The sequence below is a fragment of the Nocardioides lacusdianchii genome (assembly GCF_020102855.1).
Classification (GTDB): domain Bacteria; phylum Actinomycetota; class Actinomycetes; order Propionibacteriales; family Nocardioidaceae; genus Nocardioides; species Nocardioides lacusdianchii.
Map to the genome: position 1 here is coordinate 121914 of NZ_JADHZD010000006.1, position 24083 is coordinate 145996.

General features: G+C 73.7%; 23 protein-coding genes. 21 read left to right on the plus strand and 2 right to left on the minus strand.

Annotation, left to right across the window (positions count from 1 at the left end):
- Positions 1-9 precede the first annotated feature (9 nt).
- From IRX98_RS10895 to IRX98_RS10935, 9 genes are all read left to right on the plus strand, one after another.
- Positions 10-2217, plus strand: a complete 2208-nt coding sequence (locus IRX98_RS10895; RefSeq protein WP_224276630.1) for an ATP-dependent DNA helicase RecG — start codon at positions 10-12, stop codon at positions 2215-2217.
- Positions 2218-2227: 10 nt separating this feature from the next.
- Positions 2228-2797 (plus strand): 16S rRNA (guanine(966)-N(2))-methyltransferase RsmD, encoded by a 570-nt coding sequence (gene rsmD / locus IRX98_RS10900; RefSeq protein WP_224276632.1) that lies wholly within the window; start codon positions 2228-2230, stop codon positions 2795-2797.
- A 31-nt stretch (positions 2798-2828) separates the two neighbouring features.
- On the plus strand, positions 2829-3314 hold the full coding sequence (coaD, locus tag IRX98_RS10905) for a pantetheine-phosphate adenylyltransferase (RefSeq protein WP_224276634.1): 486 nt from the start codon (positions 2829-2831) through the stop codon (positions 3312-3314).
- Between the two features lie 88 nt (positions 3315-3402).
- Positions 3403-3990, plus strand: a complete 588-nt coding sequence (locus IRX98_RS10910) for a YceD family protein (RefSeq protein ID WP_224276636.1) — start codon at positions 3403-3405, stop codon at positions 3988-3990.
- Positions 3991-4055: 65 nt separating this feature from the next.
- Complete coding sequence (gene rpmF, locus IRX98_RS10915; protein WP_207082025.1) at positions 4056-4241, plus strand: 50S ribosomal protein L32; 186 nt, start codon at positions 4056-4058, stop codon at positions 4239-4241.
- Positions 4196-4957: a ribonuclease III gene (gene rnc, locus IRX98_RS10920; protein WP_308044723.1), complete on the plus strand. Its 762-nt coding sequence runs from the start codon at positions 4196-4198 to the stop codon at positions 4955-4957. The genes rpmF and rnc overlap by 46 nt, the downstream gene beginning before the upstream one ends.
- 3 nt (positions 4958-4960) lie before the next feature.
- On the plus strand, positions 4961-5818 hold the full coding sequence (gene mutM, locus IRX98_RS10925; RefSeq protein WP_224276638.1) for a bifunctional DNA-formamidopyrimidine glycosylase/DNA-(apurinic or apyrimidinic site) lyase: 858 nt from the start codon (positions 4961-4963) through the stop codon (positions 5816-5818).
- A 98-nt stretch (positions 5819-5916) separates the two neighbouring features.
- Entirely contained in the window at positions 5917-6111 is a 195-nt protein-coding gene (locus IRX98_RS10930; protein WP_207082022.1) for a hypothetical protein, read from the plus strand.
- A 48-nt stretch (positions 6112-6159) separates the two neighbouring features.
- Entirely contained in the window at positions 6160-7401 is a 1242-nt protein-coding gene (locus tag IRX98_RS10935) for an MFS transporter (protein WP_224276640.1), read from the plus strand.
- A gap of 25 nt (positions 7402-7426) precedes the next feature.
- On the opposite strand, the gene IRX98_RS10940 is transcribed toward IRX98_RS10935, so the two are convergent.
- A complete protein-coding gene (locus IRX98_RS10940; RefSeq protein WP_224276641.1) occupies positions 7427-8509 on the minus strand; it encodes a class I SAM-dependent methyltransferase in 1083 nt (360 codons plus the stop codon).
- Positions 8510-8569: 60 nt separating this feature from the next.
- Between IRX98_RS10940 and IRX98_RS10945 the strand changes: the two genes are divergently transcribed.
- The 3 genes from IRX98_RS10945 (at position 8570) to IRX98_RS10955 (ending at position 11630) form a co-directional block, all read left to right on the plus strand.
- Positions 8570-9931 carry an FAD-binding oxidoreductase gene (locus tag IRX98_RS10945; RefSeq protein WP_224276642.1) on the plus strand — a complete coding sequence of 454 codons (1362 nt, stop codon included), beginning with the start codon at positions 8570-8572 and terminating at the stop codon, positions 9929-9931.
- Between the two features lie 28 nt (positions 9932-9959).
- Positions 9960-11060 (plus strand): pyridoxal-phosphate-dependent aminotransferase family protein, encoded by a 1101-nt coding sequence (locus IRX98_RS10950; RefSeq protein WP_224276643.1) that lies wholly within the window; start codon positions 9960-9962, stop codon positions 11058-11060.
- An 84-nt stretch (positions 11061-11144) separates the two neighbouring features.
- Positions 11145-11630, plus strand: a complete 486-nt coding sequence (locus tag IRX98_RS10955) for a DUF1707 SHOCT-like domain-containing protein (RefSeq protein ID WP_224276644.1) — start codon at positions 11145-11147, stop codon at positions 11628-11630.
- Positions 11631-11661: 31 nt separating this feature from the next.
- Here IRX98_RS10955 and IRX98_RS10960 read toward each other — a convergent pair whose 3' ends face one another.
- Positions 11662-12300, minus strand: coding sequence for a hypothetical protein (locus IRX98_RS10960; RefSeq protein WP_224276645.1), 639 nt, complete (start codon positions 12298-12300; stop codon positions 11662-11664).
- 141 nt (positions 12301-12441) lie between these two features.
- Between IRX98_RS10960 and smc the strand changes: the two genes are divergently transcribed.
- From smc to IRX98_RS11005, 9 genes are all read left to right on the plus strand, one after another.
- Positions 12442-15996, plus strand: coding sequence for a chromosome segregation protein SMC (smc, locus tag IRX98_RS10965; RefSeq protein WP_224276646.1), 3555 nt, complete (start codon positions 12442-12444; stop codon positions 15994-15996).
- Entirely contained in the window at positions 15993-16487 is a 495-nt protein-coding gene (uraD, locus tag IRX98_RS10970) for a 2-oxo-4-hydroxy-4-carboxy-5-ureidoimidazoline decarboxylase (RefSeq protein WP_224276647.1), read from the plus strand. The genes smc and uraD overlap by 4 nt, the downstream gene beginning before the upstream one ends.
- 61 nt (positions 16488-16548) lie before the next feature.
- Entirely contained in the window at positions 16549-18057 is a 1509-nt protein-coding gene (locus IRX98_RS23455; RefSeq protein ID WP_224276649.1) for an AtzH-like domain-containing protein, read from the plus strand.
- Between the two features lie 9 nt (positions 18058-18066).
- Entirely contained in the window at positions 18067-18387 is a 321-nt protein-coding gene (gene uraH / locus IRX98_RS10980) for a hydroxyisourate hydrolase (RefSeq protein WP_224276652.1), read from the plus strand.
- Position 18388: 1 nt separating this feature from the next.
- Entirely contained in the window at positions 18389-19297 is a 909-nt protein-coding gene (gene pucL / locus IRX98_RS10985) for a factor-independent urate hydroxylase (RefSeq protein ID WP_224276654.1), read from the plus strand.
- The gene (gene allB, locus IRX98_RS10990; protein ID WP_224276656.1) at positions 19297-20634 is read left to right on the plus strand and encodes an allantoinase AllB; all 1338 of its coding nucleotides are present in this window, start codon (positions 19297-19299) and stop codon (positions 20632-20634) included. The genes pucL and allB overlap by 1 nt, the downstream gene beginning before the upstream one ends.
- A gap of 53 nt (positions 20635-20687) precedes the next feature.
- A complete protein-coding gene (locus IRX98_RS10995) occupies positions 20688-21908 on the plus strand; it encodes a pyridoxal-phosphate-dependent aminotransferase family protein (RefSeq protein WP_224276658.1) in 1221 nt (406 codons plus the stop codon).
- The gene (locus IRX98_RS11000; protein ID WP_224276660.1) at positions 21905-23155 is read left to right on the plus strand and encodes an allantoate amidohydrolase; all 1251 of its coding nucleotides are present in this window, start codon (positions 21905-21907) and stop codon (positions 23153-23155) included. The genes IRX98_RS10995 and IRX98_RS11000 overlap by 4 nt, the downstream gene beginning before the upstream one ends.
- Positions 23152-23991 carry a MurR/RpiR family transcriptional regulator gene (locus tag IRX98_RS11005; protein ID WP_224276661.1) on the plus strand — a complete coding sequence of 280 codons (840 nt, stop codon included), beginning with the start codon at positions 23152-23154 and terminating at the stop codon, positions 23989-23991. Before IRX98_RS11000 ends, IRX98_RS11005 begins: the two co-directional genes overlap by 4 nt.
- The last annotated feature ends 92 nt before the right edge of the window (positions 23992-24083 follow it).

Consider the following 24083-nt stretch of genomic DNA (forward strand, 5'->3'; position numbering starts at 1 on the left):
GCGCCGTCCATGGTCGCCATCACGCCGGACAGCCCGATCGGGGCGGTCTTCGGGAGCTCGCACAAGAAGCGCAAGCTCGCCGAGGAGGGCCTCGGCCTGCGCTCGGTCGGTGACCTCCTGCGCCACTTCCCGCGCCGCTACGTCGCCGCGACCGAGCTCTCCGAGGTCGCCACCCCGGTCGTCGGCGAGCAGCTGACCATCGTGGGGGAGGTGCGCTCGTGCTCCAGTGCCCCGTTCAGCGCCGGCAACCGTCGCCAGTGGCGTACGACGATCCGCCTGCGCACCGACGGCCCCGACTTCTCCGTGACGCTGTTCAGCCCCTACAAGAACCTCGCCGACCGGCACGAGGCCGAGTTCGGGTGGGGGAGCAGGGCGCTCTTCACCGGCAAGGCCAAGCAGTTCCGCGGCAGCTGGCAGCTCGAGCAGGCCCACGGCTTCGCGCTCGACGGCGACGAGGGGGCGATGCTCAGCAAGCTGATCCCGGTCTACCCGCTCACCGCCAAGCTCTACACGTGGGACCTCCAGAAGGTCATCGCCGCGACCCTCGACCTCGTCACCGGCGTGCCCGACGTCTTCACCCCCGAGCTCCGCGAGCGCTTCGAGCTGCTCACCGTCATGCAGGCGCTCCGGTGGATCCACGGCCCCGACGACTGGAGCCAGCTCGGTGCGGCGCAGAAGCGCTTCCGCTTCGAGGAGGCGCTCGTGCTCCAGCTCGTGCTCGCGCGGCGCCGCGCCGCGCACCGCGAGCAGGGCGCCCGATCACGTGCCGGTCGGCCCGACGGGATCCTGGCGGCCTTCGACGCCCGGCTGCCGTTCGAGCTCACCGGGGGACAGCGTGAGATCGGCGAGGTCGTCGCCGGAGAGCTGGCCCGCGACCACCCGATGAACCGCCTCCTCCAGGGCGAGGTCGGCTCCGGCAAGACCCTGGTCGCCCTGCGCGCGATGCTCCAGGTCGTCGACTCCGGCGGGCAGGCAGCGCTGCTCGCCCCGACGGAGGTCCTGGCCCAGCAGCACCACCGCTCCATCTCCGCGATGCTCGGCGACCTCGCGCAGGGCGGGATGCTCGGCGGGGCCGCCGAGGCCACCGGCGTCGTGCTGCTCACCGGCTCCATGGGTCGCGCGGCCCGCCAGGAGGCCATGCTGCGCATCGTGACCGGCGAGGCCGGCATCGTCATCGGCACCCACGCCCTGCTGCAGGACAACGTCGAGTTCGCCGACCTCGGCCTGGTGGTCGTCGACGAGCAGCACCGCTTCGGCGTGGAGCAGCGCGCCGCGCTGACCGACAAGGCCGGCACCCCGCCCCACGTGCTGGTGATGACGGCGACGCCGATCCCGCGCACCGTCGCGATGACCGTCTTCGGTGACCTCGAGACCTCCGTGCTGGCAGAGCTGCCCGCGGGTCGCGCCCCCATCCAGACCAACGTCGTCCCGCTGGCCGACCAGCCCACCTGGATCGAGCGGGTGTGGCAGCGGGTGCGCGAGGAGGTCGAGAAGGGCCACCAGGTCTACGTCGTGTGCCCGCGCATCTCCGGCGACGCGGGCGAGGAGGGCGAGCGCGACCAGCTCGACCTCGACGAGGACGGCGCCGAGATCGCCCCGAAGCGCTCGCTGGCCGCGGTCGAGGAGGTGCACGCGGAGCTCTCCGCGGGGCCGCTCGCGGGACTGCGCACCGCCGTGCTCCACGGCCGCCTGGCCCCCGACGACAAGGACCGCACGATGCGCGCCTTCGCCGCGGGCGAGGTCGACGTGCTCGTCTCCACGACCGTCATCGAGGTCGGCGTCGACGTGCACAACGCCACCACGATGGTGCTCCTCGACGCCGACCGCTTCGGCGTCTCCCAGCTGCACCAGCTGCGCGGTCGCGTCGGTCGCGGCGGCCTGCCGGGGCTGTGCCTGCTGGTCTCCCACGCCGAGCTCGGCTCGCCCGCGCGCGACCGGCTCGACGCCGTCGCGTCCACCACCGACGGCTTCGAGCTGAGCCGCGTCGACCTCGAGCAGCGGCGCGAGGGCGACGTGCTCGGCGCCAGCCAGTCCGGCTTCCGCTCGGGGCTGGTCTCCCTGCGCGTGCTGCGGGACGAGAAGACGATCGTGCGTGCCCGCGAGGCCGCGGAGGCGCTACTCTCCGAGGATCCTGCGCTGGCGCAGGCGCCCGACCTGGCCGACGCCGTCGCCGAGGTCGAGCGCTCGGCGGCGTCGGAGTTCATGGAGAAGGGCTGAGCACGGGCAGATGACTCGCATCATCGGGGGATCGGCCGGGGGTCGGCGTCTGGAGACGCCCCGCGGCCAGACGACGCGACCCACGAGCGACCGGGTGCGTGAGGCGCTCTTCTCGGCCGTCGAGTCGCGCACCGGCTCCCTCGACGGGCTGCGCTTCCTCGACCTCTACGCCGGCTCCGGAGCCGTCGGCCTCGAGGCGTGGTCGCGCGGCGCGGGCGTGGTGACGATGGTCGAGCAGGACCGGCGTACGGCCGCCCTCATCACCCGCAACGCCGCCACGCTCGGCTTCTCCCGGGCCCGGGTGATCGCCGGCACGGTCGCCACCGTGCTCGCCTCCCCGCCTGCGGCCCCCTACGACGTGGTCTTCTCCGACCCGCCCTACCCCATGCCCGACACCGACGTGACCGCCGACCTCACCGCGCTCGTCGACCACGGGTGGCTCGTGCCCGGCGCCCTCGTGATCGTCGAGCGGGCCGCCAAGCGCAGCCAGGTCACGTGGCCCGACGGCATCGAGGAGGACCGCACGAAGCGCTACGGCGAGACCGCGCTTTGGTACGGTCACGCCACCCCGGCGCCCTGACCGGGACCGCTCCACGACGGGAAGGACGCCTGTGCGTCGCGCTGTCTGCCCCGGGTCGTTCGACCCGGTGACCAACGGCCACCTCGACATCATCGGGCGGGCCGCCCGGCTCTTCGACGAGGTCGTGGTCGCGATCGGCGTCAACATGAGCAAGAACCGGCTCTTCACCCCCGAGGAGCGCATCGCGATGCTCGAGGAGGCCACCTCCTCGATCGCCAACGTCCGGGTGGCCGGCTTCGACGGCCTGATCGTCGACTTCTGCCGCGAGAGCGACGCCGTCGCGATCGTCAAGGGCCTGCGCGGTGCCGTCGACTACGAGTACGAGCTCCCGATGGCCCAGATGAACTCCCACCTCACCGACGTGGAGACCGTCTTCCTCCCCGGTGCGGTCGGCAACGCGTTCGTGTCCTCCAGCCTGATCAAGGAGGTCGCGGCGCTGGGTGGCGACGTACGCGGTCTGGTGCCCGAGCCGGTCCGCGAGCAGCTGGTGCGCCGGCTGGCCGAGCGCCGGGGATGAACGCCCCGTCCCGCACCCGTTTTGCCCCGCCACACCGTGACGGATACGATTCTCCGGTTGTGTCTGTGTCCAGTAGTGGGAGTTCGTCTTGACCAGCCTGGACCCGAAGGCGCCGCTCGTGCTCGACACCCGCGAGCTCGGCCGCCGTCCGGGGTCCCAGCGTGAAGTCGAGCTGACAGTTCCGGCACCGGCAGAACTTGGCATCGAAGTCCTCTCTGTCCCCGAAGGATCGCCGGTCGACCTCGACCTGCGCCTGGAGGCGGTCATGGAGGGCGTGCTGCTCACGGGCACGGCCACGGCCACGCTCGCGGGGGAGTGCGTACGGTGCCTGGAGCCGATCGAGGACGAGATCCACGCGCGGCTGCAGGAGCTCTACGTCTACCCCGACCAGCACGACAAGGCCGCGGAGCACGACGACCGTGACCTCGACGACGAGACCAGCCGGCTCGAGGACGACCTGGTCGACCTCGAGCCCCTGCTGCGGGACGCGGTGGTGCTCGCACTGCCGTTCCAGCCGCTGTGCTCCGAGGACTGCCCCGGACTGTGCACCGAGTGTGGTGCGCGGCTCGCGGACGACCCGGACCACTCGCACGACGCACCGATCGACCCGCGCTGGGCGGGACTGCAGGACCTCCAGCAGGACACCGAGCAGGACACCCAGCACGACCAGGACTGACTCCACCGGGAATCCCCGGCCGGAGACGCAAGGCCAAGCAAGCCGACGTAAGTAGGAGACACACCATGGCTGTTCCGAAGCGGAAGATGTCGCGCAGCAACACGCGTCACCGCCGTTCGCAGTGGAAGGCCGTCGCGCCTGCCCTCGCGACCTGCGCCAACCCCGCCTGCGGTGCCAAGCACCTCCCGCACCGTGCGTGCGGCCAGTGCGGCCAGTACGGCGCCAAGGCCGACCGTCGCCAGGTCCTCTGACCACCGACGAGCTCCGCGCAGCGCTCGGTGATCCGGTCCTGGATCCCGAGCTGCTGCAGCGTGCCCTGACGCACCGCTCGTTCGCCTACGAGAACGGGCAGATCCCGACCAACGAGCGTCTGGAGTTCCTCGGGGACTCCGTGCTCGGGATCGTGGTCACCGAGACGCTCTACCGCGCCCACCCGGACTTCTCCGAGGGCCGGCTGGCCAAGCTGCGCGCGGCGGTCGTCAACGCCCGCGCGCTCGCCGACGTCGCCCGCGAGATCGGCCTCGGCCAGCACATCATGCTGGGTCGCGGCGAGGAGACCACCGGCGGTCGCGACAAGGCCTCGATCCTCTCCGACACCGTCGAGGCGGTCATCGGGGCGATCCACCTCAGCGGCGGCATCGACGAGGCGGCCAAGGTCGTCCACCGGCTCTTCGATCCGGTGATGGAGGCTGCCGCGTCCATGGGCGCCGGCCTCGACTGGAAGACCTCCCTGCAGGAGCTCTCGGCCGACCTCGGCCTCGGTGTCCCGGAATACCTCATCGAGGACGACGGCCCCGACCACATGAAGACCTTCGTCGCGCGCGTCCGCGTCGGCGAGCAGGTCCTCGGCAACGGCACCGGCCGCTCCAAGAAGGAGGCCGAGCAGGGCGCCGCCGAGACGGCGTACCGCGAGATCGAGGCCGCCCGCCCGGTGGTCCCCGTGGACGCCACCACCGCCGACGCCTGAGACGTGCCCGAGCTCCCCGAGGTCGAGGTCGTCCGCGCCGGTCTCGAGCGCCACGTCGTCGGCGCGACGGTCGAGGCCGTCGAGGTGCTGCACCCGCGGCCCGTACGCCGTGACCACCGCGGCTCCACCGGCTTCGTCGCCGCCCTCGTGGGTCGCCGCATCGAGGCCGTGCGGCGCCGCGGCAAGTACTTCTGGATCGCGCTCGACAACGGCGACGCGCTCCTCGGCCACCTCGGCATGAGCGGTCAGATGCTGCTGCACGAGCCCGGCGCTCCCGACGAGCGGCACCTGCGGGTGCGGTTCGCTCTCTCCACCGCCGAGGCACGAGCGCTGGAGATGCGCTTCGTCGACCAGCGCATGTTCGGCGGCCTCGCCGTCTCCACCGGCGGCGCCGAGCTGCCGACCGAGATCGTGCACATCGCCCGCGACCCGATCGACCCCGACTTCGACGACGCCGAGTTCGTGCGCCGCGCGCGGTGGCGTACGTCCGCGATCAAGCGGCTGCTCCTCGACCAGGGGCTCATCTCCGGGGTCGGCAACATCTACGCCGACGAGGCGCTGTGGCGCGCGCGGCTGCACGGTGAGCGGCCGGGGGACCGGCTCACCGGGCCGGTGCTGCGCGAGCTGCTCGGCCACGTCCGCGACGTGATGGGGGAGGCGCTCGCCCAGGGCGGCACGTCCTTCGACGCGCTCTACGTCAACGTCAACGGGGAGTCGGGCTACTTCGACCGCTCGCTCGACGCCTACGGCCAGGAGGGCGAGCCGTGCCGGCGCTGCGGGACCCCGATCCGTCGGGTGGCGTTCATGAACCGCTCGTCCTACTTCTGCCCCCGCTGCCAGCGACCCCCGCGCCGTCGCTGACGGGCTGCCCGCAGCGTTGACCCGCCGCGGCAGGGGTGGGACTCTGGTAGACGGCCGGATGTCGCGGCCGTCGAACCCCGGTCGTGGAAAGGCTCCCCATGGCGAAGGCGCTGTTGGGCCATGTGAACAGTGATGCGCGGACCACCTCGGTCCTCGCGGTGGAGAACCGGCGCCTGCGCCGGCGCGTCGAGGACCTCGAGTCGCTGGTGCTGCGCCTCCAGGCCGACAACGACCGCCTCGCCGCTGCCGTGCGTGACGACCGCCTGGCGGCCGAGGACCTCCAGCCGGTCTGAGAAACCCGCGTGCGCGCGCCCCGTGGGGCGCCGTAGGCTCCCGCGCTTGTGAGCAGGCTCGGCGAGACGATCATCCCGTCACGCCTGGGACCCCGTTTCCGCTGGCTTCTCGTGTCGTCGTGGACGACCAACATCGGCGACGGCATCGCCATGGCGGCAGGCCCGCTGCTCGTCGCCTCGCAGACCGACGACGCGCGGCTGGTGGCGCTGGCGGGGCTGCTGCGCGGCCTGCCGTGGTTGCTCGTCGGGCTGTACGCCGGAGCGCTGGCCGACCGGCTCGACCGGCGTACGGTCGTGGTGGTGGCCAACGCGGTCCGCAGCGTCGTGCTGGCCCTGCTGTGCGGCTCGATCGCCACCGGGCACGTCTCGATCGGCGTGGTGCTGGTCGCCGTCTTCGCGCTGGGCATGGCCGAGGTGTTCGCCGACTCGACCTCGAGCACCCTCACGCCGATGTTCGTCGAGAAGTCCGACCTCGGCATCGCCAACTCGCGCATGCAGGCCGGCTTCCTGACCGCCAACCAGCTGGTGGGTCCGCCTGTGGGGGCCTTCCTCTTCGCCGCCGGGATGGCGTGGCCCTTCGTCACCCAGCTCGTGTGCGTCGTGCTGGGCGTGGTGCTGGTGGCGCGCATCGGCTCCACGCGCGAGCAGGTGCCGGCGTCGGTCGACACCCACGTGCGGCAGGACATCGTCGAGGGCATCCGCTGGCTCTGGAGCCACGCGGCGATCCGGACCCTGGCGATCGTGATCCTGACCTTCAACATCACCTGGGGTGCCGCCTGGTCGATCCTCGTGCTCTGGTCGCTGGACCGGGTCGGGATGGGTGAGGTGGGGTTCGGCCTGCTGACCACCGCGTCCGCGCTCGGCGGGATCGTCGGCACGGCCTGCTACGGCTGGCTCGAGCGCCGCTTCGACCTCGCGGTCCTGATGAAGACCTGTCTGCTCCTCGAGGTGCTGATGCACCTCGCGCTCGCCCTGACCACGGTGCCGTGGCTGGCGCTGCTCATCATGTTCGGCTTCGGTGCCTACGCCTTCGTGTGGTTCAACGTCTCCCAGGTCGTGCGCCAGCGGGCGGTGCCGTCCGAGTTCCAGGGCCGCGTGGGCTCGGTCTACCTCATCTTCGTCTTCGGCGGGATGGTCATCGGGCAGGGCATCGGCGGTCTCATCGCCGAGCAGTGGGGACTGGCCGCGCCCTTCTGGTTCGCCTTCGTCGGCTCGGGGATCACCCTCGCTCTGGTCTGGTCGCGGCTCTCGAGCATCGCGCACGCCGACGAGTCGACCTCCGCCGCCTGATCGGAGCAGCGGCGTCGGCACGAGGTCAGCGACCTCGGCCGCGCCCGAGGCGTCGTCCCAGCCGCGCCACCACTCCGGGGTCGCCGGTGGAACCGACCGTGACCGCCTCGGCACGACCCCGGTCGCGCTGCCGTCGTGCCCGGTCGCGGGCAGCGCGCACCCTGGTGAGCCGCTCGCGCGTCTCGGCCAGCTGCTGCTCGAGGTCAGCGACCACGTGACCCGGCACGAGCCCACCGTCGCCGTCACGGGGCGCCGGCGACTCGTCGGGGAGGTCGGACCGCATGCGGGCCAGCGCGACGCGCGCTTCCTCGATCGCCACCGACGGCTCGCGAGTGCGGTCGAGTCGCCGCAGGGTCGCGTAGAACTCCTGCTCGCCCACCCGTGTCGCGGTGAGGCGCTCGACGGCGAAGTCCACCTCGCCGAGGGCGAGGAGGTCGTCCATGAGGTCGGCGAAGCCGCGTGGCGTCAGCGGCCAGACGTGGCAGTCGACGTAGTCGCCGGCCTGCTGTCGTGCGACGTGGCGCCGGACGTCGTCGATCGGGTGCGAGCCCTGCGTGGGGGGCTGCTCGCCGGCCCACGCCTGCTCGGCCGAGTAGTCGACGGCCTTCATGAAGTGGTCGAGGACCGCTCGCACCGACGGCGTCCGGTCGCCGTCGAGGTGCGCCTGGAGCACCTGCCCCACCGTCGCGGGGGTGCGGTGCACGTCGAAGCAGTAGCGGCGGTCGGGGACCGCCAGCACCAGTGCGCCGTCCCCGGTGAGCACCTGCGCGACGTCGCGCAGCCAGCCGACCATGTCGGGCACGTGCTCGATGACGTGGCTGGCCACGACGTGCTGGTAGGGCGCGTCGGCCGCGACCGCCTCCGCGAGCGTCGACACGGTGCCGTCGGGCCGGGTGAGCCAGAAGTGCGGCTCGGGGATCGCCTCGGGATCGACCGCCGGGTTGCCGTCGTAGTGGGCGAGGAGTCCCGCTCGGTCGACGACGTCGACGTAGCGGACGTCGGCGACGTCCGGGTCGACGACCGGGTTGGCCAGTGGGCCGATCTCGAGGCAGCGGCCTCGACGGAGGTCGATGTCCCCCACGATGCGGGCTCGGCGTGCTGCTCTCATGGCTGACGACCCTAGGTCGTCACAGCGCCCGGCCTCCGGCGGGCGTGCCACGATGGGCCGATGGATGTCGTCGCCGAGCTCGTGGAGTCCCTGCCCGACGGAGTCGTCGCGACCGACCCTGCCACCGTGGCGAACTACCGGTTCGACTGGTCGAAGGACGCAGGCGCCGGCACGCCGGTGGCCGTGGTGCGGGCGGAGGACGCCGAGCAGGTGCAGGTCGCGCTGCGGTGGGCGGCCAGGCACGGCGTACCGGTCGTGCCGCGTGGAGCCGGGTCCGGCCTCTCGGGAGGCGCCAGCGCCGTGGACGGCGGAGTCGTGCTCAGCCTCGAGCGGATGCGGGCCATCGAGATCGACCCCGACTGCCAGGTCGCCGTCGTCGAGCCGGGTGCCTTCAACGCGGAGGTGAAGGCCGCCTCGCGGGAGCACGGCCTCTGGTACCCGCCGGACCCGTCGTCGTACGAGATCTGCTCGATCGGCGGCAACGTCGCCACCAACGCCGGTGGGCTGTGCTGCGTGAAGTACGGCGTCACCACCGACTACGTCCTGGGCCTCGACGTCGTCCTCGCCGACGGCACGCTCGTCACGCTCGGCGGCAAGCGGATCAAGGACGTCGCCGGCCTCTCGCTGCTCAAGCTGTTCGTGGGATCGGAGGGCACGCTCGGCATCGTCACGCGAGCGATCCTGCGCCTGGTGCCGCTGCCGCTGCCACCCGCGACGCTGGTCGCGTCCTTCGCCTCGGTGGTGGCGGCGGCCGAGGCCGTGGTCGCCGTACGCCGCACGCTCCGTCCCTCGATGATGGAGCTGATGGACAGGGCCACCATCAACGCGGTCGAGGACTTCTCGCCGCGCGGCCTCGACCGGACCGCAGGGGCGCTCCTGATCGTGCAGTCCGACGCGCCGGGCGACGCGCGGGTCGCCGAGATCGCGGCCGTGGAGGCGGCGTGCGTCGCCGCAGGTGCGACGGAGGTCGTGGTCACCGACGACCCGGCCGAGGGGGAGATGTTCGTCGAGGCGCGGCGCATGGCGTTCCCGGCCGTCGAGGCGCGCGGCAGCCTCCTGCTGGAGGACGTGGGCGCAGCCGTGCCGCTGCTCCCCGAGCTCCTCGCCGCCGTCGCGGCGATCGCTGCGACCCACGACCTCGAGATCCCCACCGTCGCCCACGCCGGCGACGGCAACACCCACCCCATCATCGTCTACGACGCCACCGACCCCGACTCCGAGCGGCGGGCCCGCGCCGCCTTCGACGACATCCTCCGGGCCGCCATCCGGCTCGGCGGCACCATCACCGGTGAGCACGGCGTGGGGCGCACGAAGAAGGCGGCCCTGCCCGACCAGCTCGGCCAGGACGTGATGGCCCTCTCGCGCCGCATCAAGGACGCCCTCGACCCCGACGGCATCCTCAACCCCGGAGCGGTGCTGTGACATCCGGGCATTGGTTACCGTCGACCCCATGATCCGCGAGCGCCACCTCTTCGGTCCCGGTCCGTCCAACCCCTACCCCGAGGCCACCCGCGCCCTGGCCGACCCGCTGCTCGGCCACCTCGACCCCGAGTTCCTGCGGATCATGGACGAGACCTGCGAGATGCTGCGCGAGGCGTGGGGCACCTCCAACGCGCGCACCCTCCCGCTCAGCGCGACCGGGTCGGCCGGCATGGAGGCGGCGTTCGTCAACACCGTCCACCCGGGCGACGTGGTGGTGGTGGCGGTCAACGGTCTCTTCGGGCAGCGGATGACCGACGTCGCGGCGCGCTGCGGCGCCGAGGTGGTGGCGGTCGAGCACGAGTGGGGCCAGCCGGTCGACGTCGACCGGGTGCTGGCCGCCCACCCGTCGCCGGCGATCATCGCCGCTGTGCACGCCGAGACGTCGACGGGTGTCCGGTCCGACATCGCCGCGCTCGGTGCCGGCAAGGGCGACGCGCTGCTGCTCACCGACGCGGTGACCTCCATCGGCGGTATCGAGCTGCGCGCCGACGACTGGGGCGTCGACATCGGCTACGCCGGCACCCAGAAGTGTCTCGGCGTGGCGCCGGGCCTGGCGCCCTTCACGATCAACGACCGCGCCTTCGAGCGTCGGGTCGAGACGCCGCGGTCGTGGTACCTCGACCTCGGCATGCTCGGCGGCTACGTCGGCGAGGCCGGGCTGAAGGAGGGCGGAAAGGCCCAGCGGACCTACCACCACACCGCACCCACGGCGATGGTTGCCAGCCTGCATGCCGGGCTCACCCGCATCCTCGGCGAGGGGCTGGAGGCCGTGTGGGCGCGGCACCAGGCCGCGGGCGACGCACTCCAGTCGGGCCTGGAGGAGATGGGGCTCGAGCTCTTCGCCGCCGAGGGCCACCGGCTGCCCGACCTGACGACCGTCCGGGTCCCCGAGGGCGTCGACTCCGCCGCGGTGCGCCGCGAGCTGCTCGATCGCCACGGCATCGAGATCGGTGCCGGCGCCGGGGCGTACGCCACCAGCGTGTGGCGCATCGGGCTGATGGGCCACAACGCCCGACCCGACGCAGTGCTCCTCGTGCTCGCCGCTCTCGAGGACGCCCTCGGTCGCTGAGGGGTTCGGGCAGTCCTCGTCGGTCGTGCCACCGAGTCGGCGAAGTCGCCACGCGGGGGTCGGGCGCGGGACTAGCCTTGGGCCATGACCATGCCGTACGGCGCGCCCGGGGCGGGCGACGAGGCCTACCGCCACTGGCTGCGCTCGCAGGGCGAGGCCGACGCCGCCCGCGACGCGCTCCTCGCCTCGGACACCGAGCGCGACCAGGTCTGTCGGCGGCTGGCCTCCGCGTTCAGCGAGGGCCGGATCACCTCCGCCGAGCTCGACGAGCGCACCTCGCAGGCACTGGCCGCACGCACCCACGGCGACCTCGACGCGGTGTTGCGAGGTCTGACCGTCCCCGCGGTGCCCGCTCCACCCGTGCCGCCGGCCCCCCTCGGCTACGTCCCGCCGGCCGCGCCGGCCCCGCGGGGAGTGAACCCGCGGATGGTGTTCTGGATCGTGTGCTTCTTCATGGCACCGTCCCTCCTCACCGGGCTCTCCTCACAGGGGCCCACCGGGCTCATCCCGGTCCTGGTCCTCGGGCCCATCCTCTACCTGGTCTACCGGCGCCTCTACCCGCGCACCTGAGCCCCCCCGGCACGCCTGTCGGCGCGCTCGCTCAGCGCAGCCGGTCGGCGGCCAGCTCGCCCAGCGTCACGACCCCGGCCTTCGGCGGCCGGTCGTCGGTGAAGTCGACGTCGAGCACCGACACCGTCCGCCCGACGCGCACGGCCAGCACCCGCCGCCAGTCGACCGAGCCGCCCGAGAACCAGCCGACCAGCATCCCGGCGGACTGGTCGCCGACACGCGGCGGGAACCAGGCCCGGTTCTTGAGCAGGACCCGGCCGCCCTCCCCGTCGTCGGTGCGTACGTCGCCCACGCACTCCTTGCTGAAGAGGCGGTAGCGGCGGACGAGTGCGCGCGCCTCCCGGCGGGAATCGAAGCGCACCAGGTTCTGGTCGATCAGCGCGACCGACCGGCGGCGTACGCCCGGCGAGACGCTGCCCTGGATCCGGCTGCTGCCGCGCACCACGACCGCCCGGTCGTCGCACGCACGCGGCGCGAAGAGCGGCGAGCGGAGGACCGACCGGGAGGGGTCGCGCATGTCGGGGTAGACGCTCACGTAGTCGTCGCTGGTGAGCAGGTGCGTCCGGGTGAGCGGGTCCTCCGGTGCGGCACCGGCCGCGACGGGAGAGGGGGCGACGAGCGCACCCACGGAGACCACGACAGCGAGCGTGCGGGCGAGCGTGCGGCGCATCTGCTCAGCATGGGCCGTGGCACGCGTCGCGCGCAACGGTTCCGGCGGCGGCGGGTGTCGTAGGGTGAGCCGCGCTGAGCTTCCCCAGTTTTCAGTGGCCCGTCGCGAGGGCCTGGCCATGACCCGGTGAGGAGCACGCGTTTGTACCTGAAGAGCCTGACCCTCAAGGGGTTCAAGTCCTTCGCCTCCTCGACGACCATGCAGCTCGAACCGGGCATCACGTGCATCGTCGGGCCCAACGGCTCGGGCAAGTCCAACGTCGTCGACGCCCTCGCCTGGGTGATGGGCGAGCAGGGCGCCAAGAGCCTGCGCGGCGGCAAGATGGAGGACGTCATCTTCGCCGGCACGTCCGGCCGTCCGCCGCTCGGCCGCGCCGAGGTGCAGCTGACCATCGACAACTCCGACGGCGCGCTGCCGATCGACTACGCCGAGGTCACGATCAGTCGCACGATGTTCCGCAACGGCGGCTCTGAGTACGCCATCAACGGCAGCGGGTGCCGGCTGCTCGACGTCCAGGAGCTGCTCAGCGACTCCGGCATCGGCCGGGAGATGCACGTGATCGTCGGACAGGGCCAGCTCGACTCGATCCTGCACGCCACCCCCGAGGACCGCCGCGGCTTCATCGAGGAGGCCGCCGGCGTCCTCAAGCACCGCAAGCGCAAGGAGAAGGCGCTCCGCAAGCTCGACGCCACCGACGGCAACCTGACCCGCCTGGCCGACCTGCTGTCGGAGATCCGCCGCCAGCTCAAGCCGCTCGGGCGCCAGGCCGAGGTCGCGCGCCAGGCGCAGACCGTGCAGGCCGACGTCCGCGACGCCCGCGCCCGCCTGCTCGCCGACGACCTCGTCACTGCGCGCACCGCGCTGGAGTCCGAGCTGGCCGACGAGTCGGTGCTGCTGGAGCGGCGCGAGGAGGTCGAGGCCGCGATCGCCCAGGGCCGCGAGCGCGAGGCGGCCCTCGAGGCGACGCTGCGAGACGACCTGCCGCGGCTGGCCGCGGCGCAGGAGACCTGGTTCGCCCTCTCGGGGCTCAAGGAGCGCCTGCGCGGCACCGCCTCGCTGGCCGACGAGCGGATCCGCAACGCCGCCGGTGCCGCGGAGGGCGACACCGTCGACTCCGGTCGCGACCCCGACGACCTCGAGGCGCAGGCCGAGCGCGTGCGACGCCAGGAGGCCGAGATCGCCGAGCAGGTCGCGCAGCACCGCACCGCCCTCGAGGCCGCGGTCGTGGCCAAGCGCACCGCCGAGGAGGCGGCCGCCGAGGAGGACAAGCGCATCTCCGGGCTGCTGCGTGCCGCCGCCGACCGCCGCGAGGGCCTGGCCCGGCTCGCCGGCCAGGTCAACGCCCTCACCTCGCGCGCCGAGGCGGCCGACGCGGAGATCCAGCGCCTGACCGAGGCCCGCGAGGAGGCCGCGGCCCGGGCCGAGCGCGCCCAGCGCGACTTCACCGCCCTCGAGACCCGCGTCGCCGGCCTCGACGCCGGCGAGGAGGGCCTCGACTCCGAGCACGAGGACGCCGTCGCCGTGCTCGACGAGGTCGACGAGCAGCTGGCCCGCGCCCGCGAGGACGCCCAGCAGGCCGACCGTGAGCGGGCCGGCCTCACCGCCCGTCGCGATGCCCTCGAGATCGGCCTCAACCGCAAGGACGGCGCCGGGGCGCTGCTCGCGGCCACCGACTCCGTCGACGGGCTGCTCGGCTCCGTCGCAGCGCTGCTCGACGTCGAGCACGGCTACGAGACGGCCGTCGCTGCCGCGCTCGGCAGTGCCGCGGACGCCGTGGTGGTCACAGGCTCGCAGGCCGCGGTCGACGCGATCACCCACCTCAAGCACGACGACCTCGGACGCGCCGGGCTCCTGCTCGGCGGTGCACCTGCTGCGGACCGCGACTGGCCCGCGTTGCCGGACGGGGCGGCGTACGCCGTCGACGTGGTGTCCGCGCCCGCCGACGTACGCCCTGCGCTCGCGCGCCTGCTGGAGCGGGTCGCCGTCGTCGACGACCTCGCGGCCGCACGCCGCCTGGTCGCCGACCTGCCCGACGTCGTCGCGGTGACCCGCGACGGCGACATGCTCGGCACCCACTTCGCCGCCGGGGGCTCCTCCAGCCAGCCCAGTCTCATCGAGGTCCAGGCCGCCGTCGACGAGGCCACCGAGCGCCTGGCCGCCGCGACCGCGACCACCGAGCGGCTCGGCTTCGAGATCTCCCGGCTCGAGGCCGCGCGCCACGACGCCCTCAAGCGTGTCGACGTCGCGCTGGCTCGCCTCCACGAGTCGGACGCGACGCTGGCCGCAGTCGCCGAGGAGCTCGGCCAGTACGGCTCGCAGGCGCGCGCGGCCAAGGGGGAGGCCGACCGCCTGGAGCGGGCCATCGTCACCGCCCGCGAGGCCCGCGAGGCCGACCTCGCCGGGCTCGCGGACCTCCAGGCCCGCCTCGCCGCGGCCGAGGACGTCACCGACGAGGAGCCCGACACCTCCGAGCGCGAGCGCCTCGCCGAGGCCGCACGCGAGGCCCGCCAGGGCGAGATGGACGCACGGCTCGCCCTGCGCACCGCCGAGGAGCGCGCCCGCGCGCTGCACGGTCGCGCCGACTCGCTGCTGCGCGCGGCACAGGCCGAGCGCGAGTCCCGGGCGCGCGCCGCCGAGCGCCGCGAACGACTGATCCGTGAGGGCCGGGCCGCGCAGGCGGTGTCGGTGGCCGTACGCCTCGTGCTGCACGAGCTCGAGCGCTCGGTCATGGAGGCCGCCGACGAGCGCGCCGCCGTCGAGGAGTCCCGGCAGGGCAGCGAGCAGCAGCTCATGGCCGTCCGCACCCGCCTGCGCGACCTCGGCCGGGAGCACGACGAGCTGGTCAGCTCGGTGCACCGCGACGAGATGGCGCGCACCCAGCAGAAGATGCGCATCCAGCAGCTCGAGGAGCGTGCCCTCGAGGAGCTCGGGCTCGATGCCGACGGGCTCGTCGCCGACTACGGCCCGACCACGCTGATCCCCTTCAGCGGTGAGGTCCCCGAGGGCGAGGAGCCGCCCGAGCCGGCCGCGTTCGTGCGCGAGGAGCAGGTCAAGCGGCTGCGCACCGCCGAACGCGCCCTCTCGATGCTGGGCCGGGTCAACCCCCTCGCGCTGGAGGAGTTCTCCGCGATGGAGGAGCGGCACAAGTTCCTCACCGAGCAGCTCGAGGACCTCAAGCGCACCCGCAAGGACCTGCTCGACATCGTCCGCGAGGTCGACTCCCGCGTGGAGCAGGTCTTCACCGAGGCCTACGCCGACGTGGAGAAGGCCTTCGACTCGACCTTCGCCCGGCTCTTCCCCGGCGGCGAGGGCCGCCTCGTCCTCACCGACCCCGGCGACATGCTCAACACCGGCATCGAGGTCGAGGCCCGGCCGGCCGGCAAGAAGGTCAAGCGGCTCTCGCTGCTCTCCGGTGGCGAGCGGTCCCTCGTCGCGGTGGCCTTCCTGGTCGCGCTCTTCAAGGCGCGTCCGTCGCCGTTCTACATCCTCGACGAGGTCGAGGCGGCGCTCGACGACACCAACCTGGGCCGACTGCTGGAGATCTACGAGGAGCTCCGCGAGAACTCCCAGCTCCTCGTGATCACCCACCAGAAGCGCACGATGGAGGTCGGTGACGCGCTCTACGGCGTCACCATGCGCGGTGACGGTGTGTCGGCCGTGATCAGCCAGCGCCTGCGCGACGCGGAGCCGGCATGAGCGCGTACGCCTTCGACGACCTCGCCGAGCCCGAGGTGCGCGCCGTGCTGGCCGAGTGCCTCGACGTGGAGCGGTTCGTCGAGCAGGTGCTGGCCGGTCGTCCGTACGGCGACGCCGACCGGGTCCGCGCGGCCGCGTCCGCGGCGGCGTCCTCGCTCGACGACGCCGAGCTCGAGCGGGCGCTGGACCGTCACCCGCGGATCGGCGAGCGGGCGCAGGCCGCCCGGCACGACGCCGCCCACTCCGCTCGCGAGCAGTCCGGCGTGGACCGCGACGACGCCGACCTGGCCGCGCGGCTGCTGGCCGGCAACCGGGCCTACGAGGAGCGCTTCGGCCGGGTCTTCCTGATCCGCGCCGCCGGCCGCAGCGGGCCCGAGATCCTCGCCGAGCTCGAGCGTCGGCTGGGCAACGACGACGTGACCGAGCGCGCCGAGACGCTCGAGCAGCTGCGCCAGATCGCGCTGCTGCGCCTCGAGCCGCACCTCGGCTGAGGCCGGGGCCACTCCGTCGTACGCCACACGCGCGTAACAGGAGCGGTCTAGGGTCCCGTCCGTGACCACCGCCCTGATGGAGGCCTTCTGGGCCTACGAGCGCGCGTTGATGACCGACGACGTCGCCGAGCTCGACCGCCTCTTCGCGCCCGGGCCGGCCACGCTGCGCGGCGACGCCGAGGGCCTGCTGGTGGGCCACGACGCCATCGCCGCGTTCCGTGCGGTGCGAGGCGGCGCTCCGGCGCGGCGCATCGTCGCCACCCACGTGCGCACGATCGACGACGACCACGCCCTGGTCGTCGCGGTGACCGAGCCCGAGCGGGGCGGCCGCGGGCAGCAGACCCAGCTGTGGGTGCGGGGCGCGGCCGGCTGGCAGGTGGTCGCCGCACACGTCTCGGGTCCCACGCCGGCCCTGGACCGGCGCGTGTGGCGCGTGGTCGGCGACCCGCTGGTGCCGGCGACGGCCTCCGGTCCGCTCGACGGGCTCCGGGTCGCGGTCAAGGACCTCGTGGCCGTCGCCGGCCACCGCATCGGTGCCGGCAACCCCGCCTGGCTCGCGGGTGCCGGACCCGAGGCCGCCCACGCGCCCGTCGTCGCCGCGCTCCTGGCCGCGGGCGCCGACGTGGCCGGCATCGCCCGCACCGACGAGCTCGCCTGGAGCCTGGCGGGCACCAACGTCCACACCGGCACCCCGCCCAACCCGCGGGCGCCGCACCGGATCAGCGGCGGCTCCAGCTCGGGGCCGGCCAGCGCCGTCTCGCTCGGGCACGCCGACATCGGCCTCGCCACCGACACCGGGGGATCCATCCGCGTCCCGGCGGCCTACCAGGGCCTGGCCGGGCACCGGCCCACCCACGGCGCGGTGTCGGCCCAGGGCGTCCTCCCTCTCGCCCCGAGCTTCGACACCGTGGGGTGGCTCACGCGGGACCCGGGGCTGCTCGCCGCGGTCGGCGACGTGCTGCTGCCCGCCGACACCGCGGACCTGGCCCCTGAGCCGGACCTGGTGCACGACGCGGGCCTCACCGCGCTCGCTGCGCCCGAGGTGGCGCAGGCGGTCGGCTCCTGGGCGGCCGCCCGGGGCGTCCGGCGGCTCGACGGCCCGCTCGGTCCGGTCGAGGAGTGGCGCGCGGCCTTCAGCACCCTCCAGGGATGGGAGGCGGTCCGCGAGCACGGCGAGTGGGCAGCCGCGCACGCAGCCGACCTCGGCCCGGACGTCCGCGCGCGCTTCGAGCGCGCCGCCCGCACCACCTCGGCTGAGGCGGACCGTGCCCGCGCCGTCGTGGCCTCCGCGCGTGCGCTGCTGCGGGAGGTCCTCGGTGACCGGGTGCTGGTGCTGCCGGCGGCGCCCACCACCGCGCCCCGCCTGGGCGCCGACCTCGCCCCGGTGCGCGAGGCGACCCTCGCCCTCACCTGCGTCGCGGGCGTCGCCGGGCTGCCTGCGGTGACCCTGCCGCTGACGGCGGCCGACGGCCTTCCGTGCGGGGTCAGCCTCGTCGGACCCGCCGGGAGCGACCGCGCCCTGCTGGCCCTCGCGACGCGGCTCGCCGCGACGGCCCGGACCGGGACGTAGCATCCGCCCATGACCAGCACCTGCTCGACCCACGTGCTCGACTCCGCGCGCGGCAGGCCCGCCGCCGGCATCGGCCTGCGGCTGCTCGACGCCGACGGCGCGACCGTCGCCGACACCCGGGCCGACGACGACGGCCGGGTGCGGTTCGAGGGCCAGGTCGCGCCGGGCCGGCACACGCTGGTCGTGGACTCCGGCGCCTACTTCGCCGCGCAGGACCTCGACACCTTCTACCCCGAGGTCGTCGTCGCCTTCGACGTGTCACCGGGGGAGCACCACCACGTGGCGGTGCTGTTGGCGCCGTTCGCCTACACGACCTACCGAGGGAGCTGAGTTGAGCGAGCAGCGGATCGTCCTGGGGGACAACCAGTACGGCAAGGCCGAGTGCCGGCTGGTGCGCGTCACCCGTGACACCCCCGTGCACACCGTCGCCGACCTCAACGTCACCAGCCAGCTGCGCGGCGACTTCGGGTCTGCGCACACCGACGGCGACAACTCCCGGGTGGTGGCCACCGACACCCAGAAGAACACCGTCTACGCGTTCGCCCGCGAGCACGGGGTGGGGAGTCCCGAGTCGTTCCTGTTGCGCCTGGCCGCGCACTTCACCGGTCACTTCGACTGGGTGACCGGTGGTCGCTGGTCGGCCGAGCAGTACGCGTGGGACCGCATCGTGACCGGCGACGGCCCGCACGACCACGCCTTCGTCCGCAGCGGTCGCTCCACACGTACGGCACTGGTCCACGTCGACGAGGCCGGCACCACGGTGCTCGCCGGGCTCCGGGACTGCACGGTGCTCAAGAGCACCGGCTCGGAGTTCCACGGGTTCCCGCGCGACCGCTTCACCACCCTCGCCGACACCGACGACCGGGTGCTCGCGACGTCGGTGACCGCGTGGTGGCGCTACGCCGACGCCGACCCCGCACGCGACCACGACGCCCTCCACGCCTCGGTCGAGGCGCTGCTGCTCGCCACCTTCGCCGAGGTGCGCTCGCTCGGGCTCCAGCAGACGGTGCACGCGATGGGTCGGGCCGTGCTGGAGGCCCACCCGGAGATCGTCGAGATCCGCATCTCGTGCCCCAACAAGCACCACTTCCTGGTCGACCTCGCGCCCTTCGGCCTCGACAACCCCGGCGAGGTCTTCTTCGCCGCCGACCGGCCCTACGGGCTGATCGAGGCCAGCGTGACCCGCGAGGGCCAGCCGCCCGCGCCGGCCGCGTGGGCGTCGGTCACCGGGTTCTGCTGATGCGACTGGACGCCGTGGTCGCCGATCGGGTGCTGGTCGGCGACGACGTACGCCCCGCGACGCTGCTGCTCGCGGACGGCAGGGTGCGCTCGGTGGCGCCCGTCGACCACCCCGTGGCGGGCGAGGTGCTGCGGGTCGGAGCGTCGTCGATCGTGCTGCCCGGTGTCGTCGACACCCACGTGCACGTGAACGAGCCGGGCCGCACCGAGTGGGAGGGCTTCGCGACCGCCACCCGTGCCGCCGCCCTGGGCGGGGTCACCACCCTGGTCGACATGCCGCTGAACTCCGTGCCGCCCACCACGACGCTCGCGGGCCTGGCCGCCAAGCGCGCGGCCGCAAACTCCCAGCTCGCCGTCGATGTCGGGCTGTGGGGTGGCGCGGTGCCCGGCAACCTCGACGAGCTCGAGCCGCTGTGGGAGGCCGGCGTCTTCGGCTTCAAGTGCTTCCTGTCGCCCTCCGGCGTGGACGAGTTCCCCCCGCTCGACCCGGCCGGCTTCCGCGCAGCCCTGGCCCGGGTCGCCGACCTCGGCGCGCTGATGGTGGTGCACGCCGAGGACCCCGACGTGCTGGACGCAGCCCCGCACCCGCCGAGCCGGGCGTACGCCGACTTCCTGCTGTCGCGTCCCGACCGGGCCGAGACCGAGGCCGTCACGCGGGTCATCGAGGGAGCGCGGGAGAGCGGCGCCCGGGTGCACGTGCTCCACCTCTCGAGCGCACGTGTGCTCGACCTGCTCGCCGACGCGCGGGCGGAGGGTCTGGCCGTCACCGTCGAGACCTGCCCGCACTACCTCTGCTTCGACGCAGCGTCGGTCCCCGACGCCGCACCGGAGTTCAAGTGCTGTCCGCCGATCCGCGACGCGGGCAACCGCGAGGCGTTGTGGCAGGGCCTCCTCGAGGGTGTCGTCGACATGGTCGTCACCGACCACTCGCCGGCCACCGCGGCGGAGAAGGGGCGCGGTGACGGCGACCTGCAGCAGGCGTGGGGCGGCATCGCCGGGCTCCAGGTCGGTTTCACGGCCGTGGTGGACGAGGCGCGCCGTCGCGGGATCGGACCGGAGGTGGTGAGCCGCTGGATGTCGCGCGCGACCGCCGACCTGGTCGGTCTGGCAGCCAAGGGCCGGATCGAGGCCGGGGCCGATGCCGACCTCGTGGTGCTGGACGAGGCGGCGACCACCGACGTCGACGTGTCGAGGCTGGCGCACCGCAACCCGATCTCGGCCTACGACGGCCGGTCGCTGGCCGGGGCGGTCACGACGACCGTCCTGCGCGGCGAGCTGCTCGACCGCGACGACCATGGACAGCGGATCGGACGGCTGATCGTGCGTCCCGGCGCATGAAGCGTGACGCGGATGAAACGCTGTTGAAACAGATGTTTCAGTAGCATGCGGGAATGACGTCGTCCCCGCCGCTCGTGCCGCCGCCCCGCCTCCTGATGGGGCCGGGCCCGATCACCGCCCATCCCCGGGTGCTCCAGGCGATGTCGCAGCAGCTCGTCGGGCAGTTCGACCCGGCGATGACGGGCTGGATGAACGACACGATGGAGCTCTACCGCCAGGTCTTCCGCACCGCCAACGAGCAGACCTTCCTCGTCGACGGCACGTCGCGCGCCGGCATCGAGGCCGCGCTGGTGAGCCTCCTCGAGCCCGGCGACCGCCTGCTCGTCCCGGTCTTCGGCCGCTTCGGACACCTGCTCCGCGAGATCGGGGAGCGGTGCGGCGCCGAGGTGCACACCATCGAGCGCCCCTGGGGCGAGGTGTTCGACGTCGAGGAGATCACGTCCGCGGTCGCCCGTGTCCGGCCCAAGGTCCTCGCCCTCGTCCAGGGTGACACCTCCACCACGATGAACCAGCCGCTCGCGGGCCTGGCCGAGGCCCTGGCCGGTCACGACGTGATCGTCTACTGCGACGCCACCGCCAGCCTCGGTGGCAACGAGCTGGCGACCGACGCGTGGGGCCTGGACGTCGTCACCGCAGGCCTGCAGAAGTGCCTCGGCGGCCCGTCGGGCAGCGCTCCCATCACCATGTCGCCGCGTGCCGTGGAGCTCGTCCAGGGGCGCCGCCACGTCGAGGCCGGCATCCGCGAGGACGGTGACACCGCGCGCGGCACGCGCATCGCCAGCAACTACCTCGACCTCGCGATGCTCATCGACTACTGGGGCCCGCGCCGACTCAACCACCACACCGAGGCCACCACGATGCTCTACGGCGCGCGGGAGTGCGCCCGCGTCCTCCTCGACGAGGGGCTCGAGCAGTCGGTCGAGCGGCACCGCCTCCACGGCGCGGCGATGCTCGCCGGCGTGCAGGGCCTGGGGCTCACCGTCTTCGGCGACCAGGCCCACAAGATGCACAACGTGGTGGCGGTGGAGATCCCCGACGGCGTTGACGGTGACGCCGTGCGCGCCGGCATGCTCACCGACTACGGCATCGAGATCGGTACCTCGTTCGGTCCGCTGCACGGACGGGTGTGGCGCATCGGCACCATGGGCTGGAATGCGCGGCGCGACGCGGTGCTCACCACGCTGGCCGTCCTCGAGCAGGTGCTCCGCCAGGCCGGTGCGGCGATCACCGCCGGCGGCGGCACGGGTGCCGCGCACGAGGTGTACGCCGGATGAGCGACCCAGCCGGCGCCGCGCGGGTGCTCGAGCGCTGCGCCGACCTCGAGCTGGTCAGTGCCCGGCCCGGAGTCCTGGAGCGCACCCACCTCACTCCCGAGCACGCCCGGGCCAACCAGGCCGTGGCCGAGTGGCTGCGGGCGGCCGGTGCCACCTCCACCTGGCAGGACGCCGCCGGCAACCAGTGGGGCCGCCGCGAGGGCCGTCGGCCTGGCCTCCCGGCGCTCGTGCTCGGGTCGCACGTCGACACCGTCCCCGACGCCGGCAGCTTCGACGGCATGCTCGGCGTCCTCATGGCCGTCGAGGTGCTCGAGCGGCTGGGCGACCGGGGCGACGGGTTGCCGTTCGCGCTGGAGGTGGTGGCGTTCAGCGACGAGGAGGGGACGCGGTTCGGCTCCGCCCTGCTCGGGAGCAAGGCCGTCGCGGGGCTGTGGGACGAGGCCGACTGGGACCTGCGCGACCGCGACGGCATCACGCTGCACCAGGCCTTCCTCGACTTCGGGCTCGACCCGCGCGCCGTGGGTGACGCGGCCCGCGACCCCGCCAGCATGGTCGGCTACCTCGAGGCGCACATCGAGCAGGGCCCCTACCTCGAGGCCGCGGGCGCCTCCCTGGGCAACGTCACCTCGATCGCGGGCGCGCGACGCTTCCGGCTGGTCTTCACCGGCGAGGCCCGGCACGCCGGCGGTACGCCGTACCCCCGGCGTCGCGACGCGCTGGTGGGCGCGTCCGAGGCGATCGTGGCGATCGAGCGGATCGCCCGGGAGCGCGACTGCATCGCGACCGTCGGGCGGATCGAGGTGTCGCCCGGAGCGGTCAACGTCATCCCCGGTCGAGCGGTGATCAGCCTCGACCTTCGCGCCGAGGCCGACGCCGAGCGCGACGCCACCTGGGCCGAGCTCGAGCGGGTGCTGGGCGAGATCTGCGGGCGTCGCAACCTCGAGCTCGACGTGGTGGAGGCCCACCGTGCCGACTCCGCCCCCTGCGCGCCCTGGCTGCAGGAGGCCGTCACCGCCGGCATCCGCGCCACCGGCGACGACGCACCGATGGACCTCTGGAGCCGCGCCGGCCACGACGCGATGGTCATGGCATCGGTGGCCGACATCGGCATGCTCCTCGTGCGGTGCGCCGACGGCATCAGCCACCACCCCGACGAGGACGTCCGTGCGGTGGACGTGGAGGCCGGCCTCCACGCCCTCGAGCGCGCGGTCCTCGAGGTGGCCGCCGCGGTGGAGGACCGGACGTGAGCGCGACCGAGGTCGAGCTCCCGGCCGGTCCGCGCATCGACGAGCGGATCGCCCGGCACCACGCGCACCTGTCCCCGCAGGAACAGCGCGCCGCCGCGACGCTGCTCGAGCACCTGGACGACCTCGCGACCTACCGCGCCTCGGAGCTCGCCGACATGGCCGGTGTGTCCAAGGCGACGATGAGCCGGCTCTTCCGCAGCCTCGGCTTCGCGGGCTTCGACGAGGTGCGCGACCACCTGCGCTCGCTGCGCTCGGCGGGGGAGCCGCGCCGCGTCGACGAAGGTGGCACCCCGGCGGAGCAGGCTGAGTCGGACGCCTCGGCGATCGCCGTCGCGCTCGGCCAGCCCTCCATCGCCCGCGCGGTCGAGCTGCTCGCCGATGCCGACCGGGTGCTCGTCGTCGGCTGGCGCAACGGCCACGTCGTCGCGCTCCACCTGCGGCAGCAGCTCGCGCAGGTCCGCCCCGACGTGCGCCTCGCCCCCCTCCCCGGCCAGGTGGTCGGCGAGGACCTCGCCGACCTCGGGCCGCGCGACGTCGTGGTGCTCATGGGGTTCCGGCGCCGGCCGCGCGGGTTCTCCCTGCTGCTGGAGCAGGCGGGTGCGACGGGTGCCGGGGTCGTCCTCGTCGCCGACCCGACCGCCACCGGGCACGCATCCGCCGCGACGGTCTTCCTGGAGTGCCCTGTGCACAGCGGACTGGCCTTCGACTCCTACGCCGCGGCGATGAGCCTGGTCAGCGTCCTCGCCGACGGTGTCCTGCGCCGCGTCGGCCGCGCCGGCTCCGAGCGCACGGCCCGGATCAGCCGGGCCTACCAGGACCTGCGGGAGGTCGAGTGAGCCGGCCGCACGACCACCCGCACAACCACCCGCACGACCACCCGCCCGCACCCCGTCCCGGCCACCCGGGTCCTGCCCAAGGAGCACCTAGC

Coding starts and splice junctions, on each gene's coding strand:
- IRX98_RS10945 (WP_224276642.1), top strand. CDS start 8,570: ATGGATGTCGTCGCCGAGCTCGTGGAGTCCCTGCCCGACGGAGTCGTC.
- IRX98_RS11000 (WP_224276660.1), top strand. CDS start 21,905: ATGAGCGACCCAGCCGGCGCCGCGCGGGTGCTCGAGCGCTGCGCCGAC.
- allB (WP_224276656.1), top strand. CDS start 19,297: ATGCGACTGGACGCCGTGGTCGCCGATCGGGTGCTGGTCGGCGACGAC.
- uraH (WP_224276652.1), top strand. CDS start 18,067: ATGACCAGCACCTGCTCGACCCACGTGCTCGACTCCGCGCGCGGCAGG.
- IRX98_RS10995 (WP_224276658.1), top strand. CDS start 20,688: ATGACGTCGTCCCCGCCGCTCGTGCCGCCGCCCCGCCTCCTGATGGGG.
- rpmF (WP_207082025.1), top strand. CDS start 4,056: ATGGCTGTTCCGAAGCGGAAGATGTCGCGCAGCAACACGCGTCACCGC.
- uraD (WP_224276647.1), top strand. CDS start 15,993: ATGAGCGCGTACGCCTTCGACGACCTCGCCGAGCCCGAGGTGCGCGCC.
- rsmD (WP_224276632.1), top strand. CDS start 2,228: ATGACTCGCATCATCGGGGGATCGGCCGGGGGTCGGCGTCTGGAGACG.
- IRX98_RS10960 (WP_224276645.1), bottom strand. CDS start 12,300: ATGCGCCGCACGCTCGCCCGCACGCTCGCTGTCGTGGTCTCCGTGGGT.
- IRX98_RS10940 (WP_224276641.1), bottom strand. CDS start 8,509: ATGAGAGCAGCACGCCGAGCCCGCATCGTGGGGGACATCGACCTCCGT.
- IRX98_RS10930 (WP_207082022.1), top strand. CDS start 5,917: ATGGCGAAGGCGCTGTTGGGCCATGTGAACAGTGATGCGCGGACCACC.
- IRX98_RS10950 (WP_224276643.1), top strand. CDS start 9,960: ATGATCCGCGAGCGCCACCTCTTCGGTCCCGGTCCGTCCAACCCCTAC.
- IRX98_RS10955 (WP_224276644.1), top strand. CDS start 11,145: ATGACCATGCCGTACGGCGCGCCCGGGGCGGGCGACGAGGCCTACCGC.
- IRX98_RS10895 (WP_224276630.1), top strand. CDS start 10: ATGGTCGCCATCACGCCGGACAGCCCGATCGGGGCGGTCTTCGGGAGC.